This window comes from Roseovarius sp., from assembly GCF_018066915.1.
Taxonomy (GTDB): Bacteria; Pseudomonadota; Alphaproteobacteria; order Rhodobacterales; family Rhodobacteraceae; genus Roseovarius.
Map to the genome: position 1 here is coordinate 1 of NZ_JAGPVV010000036.1, position 14358 is coordinate 14358.

The following is a 14358-nucleotide window of genomic DNA, read 5'->3' on the forward strand; positions in this document are numbered from 1 at the left end:
TTGGGCCCGCTGGGCGATTGGAGGCTGATCCATGACCAAGATAGATTACGGCCGTGCGGCGGGGTATTTCCTGCTCTCCGACTTCTTCAATGGGTTCCGGCTCGGGCTGAAATACTTTTTCGCCCCCAAGGCCACGGTGAACTATCCGCATGAAAAGGGTCCGCTTTCGGTCCGGTTCCGGGGCGAGCACGCGCTGCGCCGCTATGCCAATGGCGAAGAACGCTGCATCGCGTGCAAGCTCTGCGAGGCGATCTGCCCGGCGCAGGCGATCACTATTGATGCCGAACCCCGCGATGACGGCAGTCGCCGCACCACGCGCTACGACATCGACATGACGAAATGCATCTACTGCGGCTTCTGCCAAGAGGCATGTCCGGTCGATGCCATCGTCGAAGGCCCGAATTTCGAGTTCGCCACCGAAACCCGCGAAGAGTTGTTCTATGACAAGGCGCGGCTCTTGGCGAATGGCGATCGTTGGGAGGCCGAAATTGCCCGCAACCTCGAGATGGATGCACCCTACCGATGAGCGATCCAACCAACCCCTTCGAGATGATGATGCGTCAGGCTCAGGAAATGGCCAAGGCGCTCAATCCGGCGCTTGAATCCTTTTCTCCCAAAGGGTTCGAGACACTCTGGCCGACCATGCCCAAGGAGTTCATGGAAATGAGCTTTGGCAAGGGGTTGAACAAGGAAGGTCTCGATGCCAAGACGCGCCTGCTGATCACATTGGCAGGGCTGACCATGCTGGGCGCGCAGAGCGATACGCAAATCCGCATGACCGTGCGCCATGCGCTCGAGGCCGGGGCGACCCGGGACGAGATTGCCGAGACCATCGCGCAGATGGCGATGTTTGCCGGCATCCCCTCGATGACCCGCGCCATGGATTTCGCCCGCGAGGTCATGGACCAGGGCGACAAGGAAGGAAAAGACAAATGACGTTTGCGGCCATGGCCTTTTATCTCTTTGCGGTGTCGCTGCTGACCGGCGGGCTGATGACGGTCATCAGCCGCAATCCGGTGCATTCGGTGCTGTGGCTGATCCTGTCCTTTATCAGTGCCGCGGGGCTTTTCGTGCTCTTGGGGGCCGAGTTTGTGGCGATGCTCTTGATCATCGTCTATGTCGGCGCGGTCGCGGTGCTTTTCCTCTTTGTGGTGATGATGCTCGATGTGGATTTCGCCGAATTGAAGGCTGAAATGGCGAAATACATGCCGCTGGCGCTGCTGATCGGGGTGATCCTGCTGATGCAATTCGGGCTGGTCTTTGGCAATTGGCAAATGGCCGACGGGGCCGAGGCGGCACGCGCCGCGGTGACACCCGAGGGGGTCGAGAATACGGCCGCTCTGGGTCTCTTGCTCTATGACAAGTATTTCATCCTGTTCCAGCTTTCGGGCTTGATCCTGCTGGTGGCCATGATCGGCGCAATCGTTCTGACGCTGCGGCACCGGACGGATGTCAAGCGGCAGGATGTGCTGGCGCAGATGTATCGCGACCCCGCCAAGGCGATGGAGTTGCGGGATGTGAAGCCGGGGCAGGGGTTGTAATTACCTCTTACCCGCTCCGGGTTTGACGAAAGTAACATGATCCCGGCATAGACCGGGGTGACGCGTAAAGACGACAATCGGGCACAGCCCGGAGGGACAGACATGATCGGACTTGAACATTATCTCACGGTGGCGGCGGCCCTGTTCGTGATAGGCATCTTTGGCCTCTTCCTGAACCGCAAGAACGTGATCATCCTCTTGATGTCCATCGAACTTATGCTGTTGTCGGTGAATATCAACCTCGTGGCCTTTTCCGCGCATCTGGGCGACATGGTGGGGCAGGTTTTCACCCTCTTCGTGCTGACTGTCGCTGCCGCAGAGGCGGCCATCGGTCTTGCTATCCTTGTCTGTTTCTTCCGCAATCGCGGCACGATCGCCGTCGAAGACGCCAATGTGATGAAAGGCTGAAGCCATGGAAACCACTCTCCTCTTCGCGCCTCTCGTGGGCGCGCTCCTTGCGGGTTTCGGCTGGCGCATCCTTGGCGACAAGGGCGCACAGTGGCTGACCACGGGCCTGTTGTTCCTGTCCTGTATCCTGAGCTGGGTCGTGTTCCTCGGCCATGACGGGGTGATGGAAAAGGTGCATCTGCTCGATTGGGTGCAATCGGGCACGCTGGACACCGCATGGGCGATCCGGATGGACCGGCTGACGGCCATCATGCTCATCGTGATCACCACCGTCTCGGCGCTCGTGCATCTCTATTCCATGGGCTACATGGCGCATGACGAGAATTTCCGCGAAAACGAGAGCTATCGGCCGCGGTTCTTTGCTTATCTTTCGTTCTTCACCTTCGCCATGTTGATGCTGGTGACGTCGGATAACCTGCTTCAGATGTTCTTTGGCTGGGAGGGTGTGGGCGTGGCCTCGTACCTTCTGATCGGGTTCTACTACCGCAAGCCGAGCGCCAATGCCGCCGCGATCAAGGCCTTTGTGGTCAACCGGGTGGGCGATTTCGGGTTTGCGCTTGGGATCATGGCGCTCTTCTTTCTGGTCGATAGCATCAAGCTGGATGACATATTTGCCGCCGCTCCGATGCTGGCTGAGACCCAATTGACGTTCCTGTGGACTGAATGGAACGCAGCAAATCTGATTGCCTTCCTGCTCTTTGTGGGCGCGATGGGTAAATCGGCGCAGCTTTTCCTGCACACATGGTTGCCTGACGCGATGGAAGGCCCGACCCCGGTGTCGGCGCTCATTCACGCGGCGACCATGGTGACGGCGGGCGTGTTCCTTGTGTGTCGCATGTCGCCGCTGATGGAATACGCGCCGGAGGCGATGAGCTTTGTCGTCTTCCTCGGGGCCACGACGGCGTTTTTCGCCGCGACCGTGGGTCTGGTGCAGAATGACATCAAGCGCGTGATCGCCTATTCGACCTGTTCACAGCTTGGCTACATGTTCGTCGCGGCCGGTGTGGGGGTCTATTCGGTGGCGATGTTCCACCTCTTCACGCATGCCTTTTTCAAGGCGATGCTGTTCCTTGGGGCGGGGTCAGTGATCCACGGAATGCACCACGAGCAGGACATGCGCAATTATGGCGGTTTGCGCAAAAAGCTGCCCTATACCTTTTGGGCGATGATGATCGGCACGCTGGCGATTACCGGCGTGGGTATTCCGCTCACTCATATCGGGTTTGCCGGGTTCCTCAGCAAGGATGCGGTGATCGAGAGCGCGTGGGCGGGGACACAAGGCGGCTATGCCTTCTGGATGCTGGTTATCGCGGCGCTCTTTACGTCGTTCTATAGCTGGCGATTGATCTTCCTCACCTTCTTTGGTGAGGCGCGCGGCGACAAGCACACGCATGAGCATGCGCACGAAAGCCCGATGGTCATGCTGGTGCCGCTTGGCGTGCTGGCGCTTGGCGCGGTCTTTGCCGGGATGGTCTGGTACAACAGCTTCTTTGGCAGCCATGAGGCCGTGAATAAGTTCTTTGGCATCCCGGCACATCACGCCGAGGCGTCCGAGGGGCACGGCACCGAAGGCACCACAGATACCGCTACCGAAGGTGCGACAGAAGCGACCACCGAAGGAGCTGCTGATCACGCCGAGGCAACCGCCGAGGGACATGCCCCGGTCGTGGCCCATGCCGAAGCGCCCGTGGGGGCCATCTTCATGCATCCCGACAATCACGTGATGGATGAGGCGCACCATGCCCCGACATGGGTCAAGGTCAGCCCCTTTGTCGCAATGTTGATCGGGTTCCTGACAGCCGTCTGGTTCTATATCTGGGACCCGGCGATGCCACGCCGCGTGGCCGAGACCAATCGCCCACTCTACCTCTTTCTGCTCAACAAGTGGTATTTCGACGAGATCTATGACTTCCTCTTCGTCCGGCCTGCCAAGGCGCTTGGCCACCTCTTGTGGAAGCGGGGCGATGGCGATGTGATCGACGGGTCGATCAATGGCGTGGCGATGGGGATTGTGCCCTGGTTCACTCGCCTGGCGGGGCGCGCACAGTCCGGCTACATCTTTACCTATGCCTTTGCCATGGTGATCGGGATCGCGGTTCTGGTGACATGGATGACGATCTTCGGGGGAGCCAACTGATGGACAACCTGCTTTCCATTGTGACCTTTATCCCGGCGGTCGCGGCAGCCATCCTCGCGGTGTTCCTGCGCGGTTCGGATGAGGCGGCGCAGAAGAATGCCAAATGGGTGGCGCTGATTGCCACCACGCTGACCTTTGTGGTGTCGCTCTTTATCCTGTTCGAGTTTGATCCCTCGAACACCGGATTCCAGTTTGTCGAGGATCGCGAGTGGCTGCTTGGTCTGCGCTACAAGATGGGTGTGGACGGGATCAGCGTGCTCTTTGTCATGCTCACCACCTTCATGATGCCACTCACGATTGCGGCCTCTTGGGGGGTGACGACGCGCGTCAAGGAATACATGATCGCGTTTCTGCTGTTGGAGACGCTGATGCTGGGCGTGTTCATGGCGCTGGATCTGGTGCTCTTTTACCTCTTCTTCGAGGCGGGGCTTATTCCGATGTTCCTGATCATCGGCATCTGGGGCGGCAAGGAACGCATCTATGCGTCGTTCAAATTCTTCCTCTACACCTTCCTCGGCTCTGTGCTGATGCTGGTGGCGATGGTGGCGATGTTTTCGGATGCGGGCACCACGGATATTGCGGCGCTGCTGAAACATGAGTTCGAGAGCGAGACCTTCTCGATCCTCGGGGTGCATGTGATCGGCGGCATGCAAACGCTGATGTTCCTCGCGTTCTTTGCCAGCTTTGCGGTCAAGATGCCGATGTGGCCGGTGCATACCTGGTTGCCGGATGCCCACGTGCAGGCGCCGACCGCGGGCTCGGTCGTGCTGGCGGCGATCCTCTTGAAGATGGGCGGCTATGGCTTTCTGCGCTTTAGTCTGCCGATGTTCCCGGTGGGGGCTGAGGTGCTGACGCCGCTGGTGCTCTGGATGAGTGCCATTGCCATCGTCTATACCTCGCTGGTGGCTCTGGCGCAGTCGGACATGAAAAAGCTGATCGCCTATTCGTCGGTGGCCCATATGGGCTATGTGACCATGGGCATTTTCGCGGTCAATCAGCAGGGCGTCGATGGGGCGATTTTCCAGATGCTGAGCCACGGCTTTATCTCGGGCGCTCTCTTTCTCTGCGTCGGCGTGATCTATGACCGGATGCACACGCGCGAGATTGATGCCTATGGCGGTCTGGTCAACCGGATGCCCGCCTATGCGCTGATCTTCATGTTCTTCACCATGGCCAATGTCGGCCTGCCGGGCACCTCTGGCTTTGTTGGTGAATTCCTGACGCTGGTGGGCGTGTTTCAGGTCAATACCTGGGTGGCGGCGGTTGCGACCACGGGCGTTATCCTGTCGGCAGCCTATGCGCTCTGGCTTTATCGCCGGGTGGTGTTTGGCGATCTGATCAAGGAAAGCCTGCGCACGATCACCGATATGACCAAACGCGAGCGGGCAATCTTTGCGCCGCTGGTGGTGATGACGCTTTTACTGGGGGTCTATCCCCGGCTTGTGACCGATATCACCGGCCCCTCGGTCGAGGCGCTGATTTCCAACGTCGAGACGGCACAAGCGCTGGCAGAGACCACGACGCAACTTGCTGAAACCTCGCATTGAACCGGAGGCCCTGAGTGATGCAGGCTGATCTATCCATAATCCTGCCCGAGATCGTACTCTCGGTGTATGCGCTCTTGGCGCTCTTGGGCGTGGCCTATACCGGTCAGGACCGCATGGCGGGTCCGCTGGTCTGGCTGACGGCGGGGCTCTTCACGCTCTTGGCGGTGTGGATCGGGGCTTCGGGCGAGGGCACGCGCACCGCCTTTGGCGGCATGTTCAACGATGACGGCTTTGCGCGGTTTGCCAAGGTCACGATCCTTGTGTCGGCGGCGGCGGTGCTGGTGCTGGGACAGGATTACATGTCGCGGCGCGGTATCCTGCGGTTTGAATATCCGCTCTTGGTGGCCTTGGCCGTCGTCGGCATGATGGTGATGGTCAGCGCGGGCGATTTGATGGCGCTCTACATGGGCCTCGAGTTGCAGTCTCTGGCGCTCTATGTCGTGGCGTCCTTGCGGCGGGACAGCGCCAAATCGACCGAGGCGGGGCTCAAGTATTTCGTGCTGGGGGCGCTGTCGTCCGGTCTCTTGCTCTATGGCGCGTCGCTGACCTATGGCTATGCGGGCACCACGCTCTTTTCCGGGATCATCGCGGCGGCAGACGGGCAGGCCCCGGTTGGCCTTTTGATTGGCCTCGTCTTTGTCATCTCGGGCCTAGCGTTCAAGATTTCGGCGGTGCCGTTCCATATGTGGACACCCGATGTCTATGAAGGTGCGCCCACGCCCATCACCGCGTTTTTCGCGACCGCCCCCAAGATGGCGGCAATGGGGCTATTCGCCCGCGTCGTGCATGACGCCTTTGGCGGGGTGGTGGCCGATTGGCAGCAGGTTCTGGCGCTTTTGTCGCTTCTGTCGATGTTCCTTGGCGCCTTTGCGGCGATTGGTCAGACGGATATAAAGCGTCTGATGGCCTATTCCTCGATTGCCCATATGGGATATGCGCTGATGGGGCTGGCGGCCGGTACTGTGTTTGGCGTGCAGGCGATGCTGATCTACATGGCGATCTATGTCACGATGAACGTCGGCACCTTTGCCTTTATCCTGTCGATGGAGCGGGATGGGCAGCCGGTCACGGATATCCGCAGCCTTGCGCTCTATTCCCGCGCTGAACCGGGCCGGGCGCTGGCCATGCTGATCCTCTTGTTCAGCCTTGCCGGGGTGCCGCCGCTCTTGGGCTTTTTCGGCAAGCTCTACGTGCTGCGCGCGGCCTATGAGGGCGGGCTGGCATGGCTGGCGATCGCGGGGGTTGTCGCCTCGGTGATTGGCGCGTTCTACTATCTGCGGATCGTGTTCTACATGTATTTCGGCGAAGAAGGCACGGGGCTGCAAACCGGGCGTTCGGCCGTGCAATGGCTGTTCCTGATGGGATCGGCGGCGGTGATGCTGTTGGGCATCGTCAACATGTTCGGGATCGAGGCCATGGCACAGGCGGCGGCGGCGACGCTGGTCAACTGAGCCAGCCTGCGAGACGAAGACAAGAGGCGCGCCCCGTTGGCGCGCCTTTTGCGTTCAAGGGGCGAGGTATTTTTCGAGCACGATGGCGGGCATTGCCCCGCGCAGCATCATGTCGGGCAGGACGTAAGACGGGGCCATGTCGAGGCCGAGAGTGGTGGCAAGGGCCGCGTCCTCGGTCATGTCAAAGATAGTCACCCGTAGGCCCAAACGCGTCGCCAAATCCCGCAACTCGGCCTCGGCCATGGCGCAATCGGCACAGTCGGTTTGGGTGAAAAAGGCGAGGGACGGGATTGCGCCCTCCGCTCCGAAACCGGGCAGGCCGGGGGCAAAGAGGCGGGGGGCGGCGCGCGCAAGCAGGTCCAGATCGCGTGTCGCCTCATCAGCATAGAGATCGGCCCCGGTGAGTGGCGCGGGGTCCATGACCGGTGCAAGGAGGGTGGGCGTGTCGATCAAGACGGCGCGGATCGCCTCGCCCAAGGCCGTGCGCGACTGCTTTGGCAGGTCCTGCGCCAAGGCAGAGGATGCCGCCCCCATCAGGAGGGCGGCCAACAGGGGCAGGGTGCGCATGGTTATTGCGCGCGGATCTCGTCGGCGATGCGCTGCATGGCGTCCTGCGGCAGGTAACCGCGCAGCATCTGGTCGCCCAGCACGAAGGACGGCGTGCCGGTGATCTGCATTCGCTGGCCAAGGGCATGATTGGCGGCAATCACCTCTGTCACCGCGTCACTGTTCATCTCGGCGATGATTGACGTGGCATCAAGGCCCAAGGTGTCGGCCAGCCGCGAAAAGCCGGTTTCGTTCATGCTGCCCGAATAGGTCATCAGCGCGTCATGCACGGATTTGTAGGCCTCATCCCCCGCAACCTGCCGGGTGGCGATGGCAAAGCGCGACGCCAGCACCGATTCCTCGCCCAGGATCGGGAATTCCTTGATCACAAAGCGGATATTGCCATCGGCAGCCAAGAGACCCTTGACGTCATCAAAGGCGCGGCGGCAATAGCTGCAGCGGTAATCCATGAACTCGACGAGTGTCAGATCGCCCTCAAGGTTGCCACCGACCCAAGAGCTAGGATCGTTGAAGAGCGCTTCGGCGTTGACCTTGACCAGATCGCTGTCGGCCTGCGCTTGGGTCTGCGCCTCGCGCTGCTCCAATACGGCGACCGCTTCCATGATCACTTCGGGGTTTGCGAGCAGGTAGTCGCGAATTTCGGCGCGCAAGAGCGTGCGCTCGGCGTCGGTCAGGCTCTCGAGATCGAGGGCGGTGGCGGGCTGCGCAAGGACCAAGCAGAGGCCAAGACTGGCGGCGGACAGGATCGAACGTGGCATCGGGATCATTTTCTCCGTTTTTCTTCGGCTTCTGCGGCGAAAAGCACATCCTGCGCTCTTTGCCACGCGGCAGAGCCACGGGGCAAGAGATTAGAGGCGCGTTCGGCGTGGATCTTAGCATCTTTGAATTGCCCCGCCATGGCATATCGTTCGGCTGTCAGCACCGAGGCCATGCCGTTGTTGCCCAGCTTGGCGTTGGCCTGTGCCAGATCGCGCAGGATGCGGATGTCGCGGCCATCGCGGCTGCGGGCGGTCTCAAGGAACTGGACCGCCTTTTGCGTCTGATTGTCGGCGAGGAGGGCGCGGCCATAGGCCCCAAGGATCAGCGCGTTGTTGGGGGCGAGGTTGGCGGCGCGGGCATAGGCGGCGACCGCGGGCTTGATCTGGCGGCTTTCCATCAGGATCTGACCGCGCAATTCGTGCAGATAGGGATCACTGGGGCGCAACGCCACAGCGCCATCAATCGCGGCCAAGGCGCGCCGCAGATCGGCCTGCCGATGATAGGCAATGGCCTGGCGCATGAGCTTGACGTCTGCATAGCCGAATTCCCCGGCGCGGGTCAGGGTCCATTTCGGCGAGCGTTGAAAGGCCGAAAGTTTGCTCTTGGCGCGGGCGAACCAATAGGTCGCCTCGGGATCAGGCGTGACTGTGCGGCCCTGCGCGTCGGCCAGTTGGACAATCCGGCGAAAGCGGTCGCGAGAGAGCGGGTGGGTGCGCGCATAGGCATCCTGACGGCTGACCGAGAGCGCCTCTTGCCCTTGAAAAAGCTCCATCACCTGCACCGCGCCGCGCATGTCGATGCCTGCGGCGGCGAGAAAACGCATGCCGCTGGCGTCGGCGGCGTTTTCCTCGGCGCGGGTGTGGGAAAAGAAGCTGCGCATCGCAGCCCCCTGAAGCCCGGCGGCAGCACCCGCCGCAAACTCGCCGCTGCCAGCCGCAGCGCCAGCGACCGCCGCAAGTGCTGTGCCGAGGGCTGCCGCCGTGCGGGCATTGCGCGCATTGATCGGGCGGCGCATGAGATGGCCATTGGCGATATGCGCGGCCTCGTGCGCGATCACCGATTGCAACATCGCCGGGGTCTCCATCCGCAGGATGAGGCCGGAGTGGATGAAGATGCTGTCGGCGTCGATGACAAAGGCATTCATGCTCGAATCGTCGATCACGAGGATATCCACCCGCGCGGGGCTGAGCCCGGCCGCCTGCAACACGGGCGTCGCAAGCGCGCGCAGGGCCTGTTCGATATCGGGATCGCGCAGCAACGTCACCGCGCGCGCGGGCAGGGCCAGCGACAGAAGGAGCGAGAGCAGGGCGAAACGGAGAAGCAGCATTGACCTTGGCGGCCTTTTCCAGTGAGACGGGTCACATGTGGGGTCAGTCTAGGAGAAAACCAGTGCGGAACTCAACCCGGAGCCAAGTTGATCCTTTTATTGTGATGGATGTGATGGAGGCCGCCCGCCGTGCCGAGGCTGAGGGACGTCATATCATTCATATGGAGGTGGGCCAGCCCGGCACGCCCGCGCCCGAAGGCGCACGCGCAGCCCTAGCCCGGACCATGGCGACCGAGGCCATGGGCTATACCGTGGCGCTTGGCCTCCCGGCGCTCAGGGCGCGGATCGCGAAACTCTATGGAGAGTGGTACAATGTCGATCTGAACCCCGAGCGCGTGGTGATCACGCCCGGTTCCTCGGGTGGGTTCATCCTTGCCTTTACCGCGCTCTTTGACGTGGGCGACCGGGTCGGGATCGGCGCGCCGGGATATCCCAGCTATCGCCAGATCCTGCGCGCGCTCGATCTTGTGCCGGTGGACATCCAGACGGCGGCGGAAAATCGCTTGCAGCCGGTGCCGGACGATCTGACGGGGCGGGACCTCAGGGGGCTTCTTGTGGCCAGCCCCGCGAATCCTTCGGGCACAATGCTGGACCGCGCGGCGCTTGGTGGGCTGATCGCGGCGGCAGAGGGGCAGGGGGCGGCCTTTATCAGCGATGAAATCTATCACGGTATCGAATACGAGCGCCGCGCGGTATCGGCCTTGGAGATCACCGACGACTGTTACGTGATCAATTCCTTTTCCAAGTATTTCTCGATGACCGGCTGGCGGATCGGCTGGATGGTCGTGCCCGAGGATCATGTGCGCGTCATCGAGCGTCTGGCGCAGAACCTCTTTATCTGCCCACCCCATGTCAGTCAGGTGGCGGCACTTGCGGCGATGGACTGTTCCGAAGAGTTAGAGGCGAATTTGGCGGTCTACCGACGCAATCGTGCGCTGATGCTCGAGGGGCTGCCCAAGGCCGGTTTTGACCGTATCGCGCCGCCGGATGGGGCGTTTTACGTCTATGCCGATGTCAGCCATCTGACCGTGGACAGCCGGGCCTTTGCAGCGGAGATTCTGGACGCGGCGGGGGTGGCGGTGACGCCGGGGCTGGATTTCGATCCGATACGCGGGGCGGGCACGCTGCGGTTTTCCTACGCGCGCGCCACGGCGGATATCGAAGAGGGGCTGGCGCGCCTGCAACGGTTCATGGCGGCGCGCGGTCTGGCCGAGGTCTAAGAGCCCTCTGAGCGTGCGCTGAGTGCGGACGCCCGAAATTCGCCACATTCTGGTCGCGATGTCGCCGAATCCCGGTGACACTTTCGCAAGCATTCGCAACTTTCGATACCGGGGCATGACATGCAACAGATCAGAAATGGCTACCAGGGTGCCCGCGTGCTTTTGCATGTGAACGCGGATTTCCTGCTCTATGCGGCAACCCTTGGGGCGGCTCTCTTGGCGGCGGCCTATATCGGCACGCTCTGAACCGGGACAACGTCCCAAGGGCGCACTCGCGTTTTGACAAGGCCAGACAGACGGGTTACTGACATCGATAATGGGATGTCTGACTGGGTTTGAGCAATGAATGATCGCGACGTGCACCGGCCGCAGGGCCGCAACCTTTTTCTTGCGGCGCGTATGGGCGCGGGTGTTCTCTTCGCGCTCTTTTTCGCGGTTTTTCTGACCACATCGGGCCAAAGGGCCGAAGCGCAATCCTACCGCTTTTCCACGGTCGGGATTGAAGGCAACCAGCGGATCGAGGCCGGAACGATTCTGTCCTATGCCGGGATCGCCCGCAACGAGACCGTTTCGGCGGGGCAGTTGAACGACGCCTATCAGAAAATCCTCGGGTCCGGTCTGTTTGAAGATGTCGAATTGGTGCCGCAGGGCAGCAATCTCTTGATCCGTGTGGTCGAGTTTCCGACGATCAACCAGATCGCCTTTGAGGGCAATGACAAGATCAAGGACGAAGACCTGTCCGGGTTCATCCAGAGCAAGCCGCGTCAGGTGTTCAGCCCGACGCAGGCCGAGCGGGACGCGGGCATCATCTCGGAAGCCTATAGCCAGAATGGCCGGATCGCGGCACGGGTGACGCCCAAGGTCATCCGGCGCAGCGACAACCGGGTCGATCTGGTGTTCGAGATATTCGAGGGCCGCAAGATCGAGGTGCAGCGCATCGGGTTCGTCGGCAACAAGGCGTTTTCCGACAGCCGCCTGCGCCGCGTGATCGAAAGCAAGCAGACCGGCATCCTGCGCGCGCTGATCGAGCGTGACACTTTCGTTGAGGATCGGGTCAATTTTGACCGGCAGGTGCTGACCGATTTCTACAACTCGCGCGGCTATGTCGATTTCCGCGTGACTGGCACCAATGCCGAACTGGCGCGGGAACGCGATGCCTATTTCATCACCTTCAACGTGCAGGAAGGCCAGCAATTCCGCTTTGGTGAGATCACGACCGTCAGCGAGATGAACGGGGTTGAGGCCGAGGTCTATGGCGACACGCTCAAGATCAAGCCGGGCGTGGTCTATTCGCCCACACTGGTCGAGAGTTCCATCGCCCGGATGGAGCGTCTGGCCATCAAGAACGGCGTTGATTTCATGCGCGTCGAGCCGCGGATCACCCGCAACGACCGGGATTTGACGCTGGATGTTGAATTCGTGATCCAGCGCGGGCCGCGCATTTTCGTCGAACGGATCGACATCGAAGGCAACACGACAACGCTTGACCGTGTGATCCGGCGGCAATTCGATCAGGCCGAGGGGGACCCCTTCAATCCGCGGTCGATCCAGCAAGCGGCGGACCGTATTCGCGCCTTGGGCTATTTCAAGGAAGTGGACGTGAACGCCCGCGAGGGATCGCGCCCCGATCAGGTTGTGATCGAAACCGATGTCGAGGAAACCACCACCGGCACCGTTTCGGTCGGCGCGAGCTTTTCGACCAATTCCGGCCTTGGCATTTCGCTTGGCTTTTCCGAGCGCAACTTTATCGGGCGTGGTCAGCAATTGACGGCGCAGATTCTGGCGACGGCGGATAACATCAACTACAATCTGGGTTTTGTCGAACCGGCGTTCCTGGGTCGGGATGTGGCGCTTGGCCTCGACTTTGCGTTTCAGCAGACCGAAAGCGACAATAGTCTCTTTGACACGGCGATCGGGACATTCCGGCCCAGCCTGACCTTTCCGACCGGCGAGAACACGCGCCTGAACCTCTATTACAACGTCAGTTACGAGGACATGACCGACTATCAGGGCACGTCCGGCATTCTCCAAAACGAGATCGCGCAGGGCGCGCTCTGGACCAGTTCGGTTGGGTATAATTTCAGCTATGATACGCGGGCGGGTGGGCTTAACCCGAAAGCAGGCATTCTTCTGTCCTTTGGTCAGGAATTTGCCGGGCTAGGGGGCGATAACGATTTCATCAAGACCACGGCCCGGCTGGTTGGACAAACGGCGATTTTGAACGAGGATGTCACCTTGCGCGCGATCCTCGAAGGGGGGGCGCTCAATTTCTCGGGCAGCCGTGACAGCCGCTTCCTCAATCGCTTTGGGTCTCAGGTCATTCGCGGGTTTGAGCCGAATGGCATGGGCCCGATTGAAGGTGACGAACTCTTGGGCGGTGATTTCTTCGCGGCTCTCAAGTTCGAGGCGGAATTCCCGCTTGGTCTGCCGGATGAGTATGGCATCACCGGGGGCGCGTTCTATGATATCGGGTCGATCTGGGGTATCGGGAACCGAGGTTCGGTTGCGCCGGGCAATACGCTGTCGTCGACCGGGTTCAAGGCGCGGCATGTGATTGGCTTTTCGGTGTTCTGGTCCTCGCCCTTTGGTCCGATCCGGATGAACTTTTCCAATGCGCTCAAGAAAGAGCCGGGTGACATCGAACAGCAGTTCGACCTGACCGTCCGCACGGAATTCTGAGCATGCGCGCGGCGTTTGCCGTGGCTGGGCTGTGCCTTGGGTTAACCCTTGGCGCAGTTTTGCCTTTGGGGGCGCAACAGATTGGGGTGATCCAGAGCGATGTGCTGGTGATCGACCCCGAGCGCATGCTGCTCGAGTCCGACTATGGCAAGCGTCTGCAAGGAGAGATTCAGGCCGAGCGGGATCGCCTGATCGCCTATAACGAAAAGGTCGCGCAAGAGCTTGAGGCGGAAGAGCAACGCCTGACCGCCCTGCGCAGCACCACACCCGCGAATGAATTCCGGGAGATGGCCGATGCGTTTGACCAACGGGTCGAAGAGCTGCGGCTGGAGAGCGAGCGCCTGTCGCGGGAGCTTGAGCGGCGGCGCGAATTGATCCCCATCCAGTTCATGCGTGTCGTGCAACCGGTGCTGTCGGAATTGCTGAACGAGGCCAATGCGATGGTGATGATTGATGCGCGCACCGTGATGCTGCACACCAGTGCGGCGGATGTGACGGAGCTTGCCGTGCAACGGATCAACGCGGCAATCGGCGCGGGTCCCTTGGCACCTGAGGCGGCCCCAGAGGCGGCCCCGGAACAACCGGCACCAGATCAACCAGCCCCTACCAATGACTAGGCGACGCAAGTGATCTTGCCCCGTGCCGCGCGGATTGCTAGGCACATGGTGCACGGCACGTGAAAGGACAGCCCATGACCGAGTCCCTCAAATCCGCGGATATCC

Annotated in this window: 14 protein-coding genes; 11 read left to right on the plus strand and 3 right to left on the minus strand. The window is 61.1% G+C overall.

The genetic code is table 11. From position 1 onward, the window contains the following. Positions 1-31 precede the first annotated feature (31 nt). From nuoI to nuoN, 7 genes are all read left to right on the plus strand, one after another. Positions 32-526 (plus strand): NADH-quinone oxidoreductase subunit NuoI, encoded by a 495-nt coding sequence (nuoI, locus tag KBT70_RS01955; RefSeq protein ID WP_296628145.1) that lies wholly within the window; start codon positions 32-34, stop codon positions 524-526. Beyond that, positions 523-936 carry a carboxymuconolactone decarboxylase family protein gene (locus KBT70_RS01960; RefSeq protein ID WP_296628148.1) on the plus strand — a complete coding sequence of 138 codons (414 nt, stop codon included), beginning with the start codon at positions 523-525 and terminating at the stop codon, positions 934-936. Before nuoI ends, KBT70_RS01960 begins: the two co-directional genes overlap by 4 nt. Further along, complete coding sequence (locus KBT70_RS01965) at positions 933-1541, plus strand: NADH-quinone oxidoreductase subunit J (protein WP_296628150.1); 609 nt, start codon at positions 933-935, stop codon at positions 1539-1541. Before KBT70_RS01960 ends, KBT70_RS01965 begins: the two co-directional genes overlap by 4 nt. Before the next feature lie 102 nt (positions 1542-1643). Next, positions 1644-1949, plus strand: coding sequence for an NADH-quinone oxidoreductase subunit NuoK (gene nuoK, locus KBT70_RS01970; protein ID WP_037271644.1), 306 nt, complete (start codon positions 1644-1646; stop codon positions 1947-1949). A 4-nt stretch (positions 1950-1953) separates the two neighbouring features. Next, positions 1954-4086: an NADH-quinone oxidoreductase subunit L gene (gene nuoL / locus KBT70_RS01975; protein ID WP_296628154.1), complete on the plus strand. Its 2133-nt coding sequence runs from the start codon at positions 1954-1956 to the stop codon at positions 4084-4086. After that, positions 4086-5633 carry an NADH-quinone oxidoreductase subunit M gene (locus tag KBT70_RS01980; protein WP_296628157.1) on the plus strand — a complete coding sequence of 516 codons (1548 nt, stop codon included), beginning with the start codon at positions 4086-4088 and terminating at the stop codon, positions 5631-5633. Before nuoL ends, KBT70_RS01980 begins: the two co-directional genes overlap by 1 nt. Before the next feature lie 17 nt (positions 5634-5650). After that, positions 5651-7084 (plus strand): NADH-quinone oxidoreductase subunit NuoN, encoded by a 1434-nt coding sequence (gene nuoN / locus KBT70_RS01985; protein ID WP_296628160.1) that lies wholly within the window; start codon positions 5651-5653, stop codon positions 7082-7084. Between the two features lie 54 nt (positions 7085-7138). Here the strand turns inward: nuoN and KBT70_RS01990 are convergent, their stop codons facing one another. The 3 genes from KBT70_RS01990 to KBT70_RS02000 are packed head-to-tail and all read right to left on the minus strand — an operon-like array spanning position 7139 to position 9737. Then, on the minus strand, positions 7139-7651 hold the full coding sequence (locus tag KBT70_RS01990) for a hypothetical protein (protein ID WP_296628163.1): 513 nt from the start codon (positions 7649-7651) through the stop codon (positions 7139-7141). A gap of 2 nt (positions 7652-7653) precedes the next feature. Then, entirely contained in the window at positions 7654-8418 is a 765-nt protein-coding gene (locus KBT70_RS01995) for a DsbA family protein (protein WP_296628165.1), read from the minus strand. Next, positions 8415-9737, minus strand: a complete 1323-nt coding sequence (locus KBT70_RS02000) for a M48 family metalloprotease (RefSeq protein ID WP_296628168.1) — start codon at positions 9735-9737, stop codon at positions 8415-8417. The genes KBT70_RS01995 and KBT70_RS02000 overlap by 4 nt, the downstream gene beginning before the upstream one ends. A gap of 62 nt (positions 9738-9799) precedes the next feature. Between KBT70_RS02000 and KBT70_RS02005 the strand changes: the two genes are divergently transcribed. The 4 genes from KBT70_RS02005 (at position 9800) to KBT70_RS02020 (ending at position 14253) form a co-directional block, all read left to right on the plus strand. Next, positions 9800-10957, plus strand: coding sequence for an aminotransferase class I/II-fold pyridoxal phosphate-dependent enzyme (locus KBT70_RS02005; protein WP_296628171.1), 1158 nt, complete (start codon positions 9800-9802; stop codon positions 10955-10957). Between the two features lie 120 nt (positions 10958-11077). After that, positions 11078-11203, plus strand: a complete 126-nt coding sequence (locus KBT70_RS02010) for a hypothetical protein (protein WP_296628174.1) — start codon at positions 11078-11080, stop codon at positions 11201-11203. A gap of 96 nt (positions 11204-11299) precedes the next feature. After that, positions 11300-13636 carry an outer membrane protein assembly factor BamA gene (gene bamA, locus KBT70_RS02015; RefSeq protein WP_296628177.1) on the plus strand — a complete coding sequence of 779 codons (2337 nt, stop codon included), beginning with the start codon at positions 11300-11302 and terminating at the stop codon, positions 13634-13636. A 2-nt stretch (positions 13637-13638) separates the two neighbouring features. Next, positions 13639-14253, plus strand: coding sequence for an OmpH family outer membrane protein (locus KBT70_RS02020; protein WP_296628178.1), 615 nt, complete (start codon positions 13639-13641; stop codon positions 14251-14253). Positions 14254-14358 lie beyond the last annotated feature (105 nt).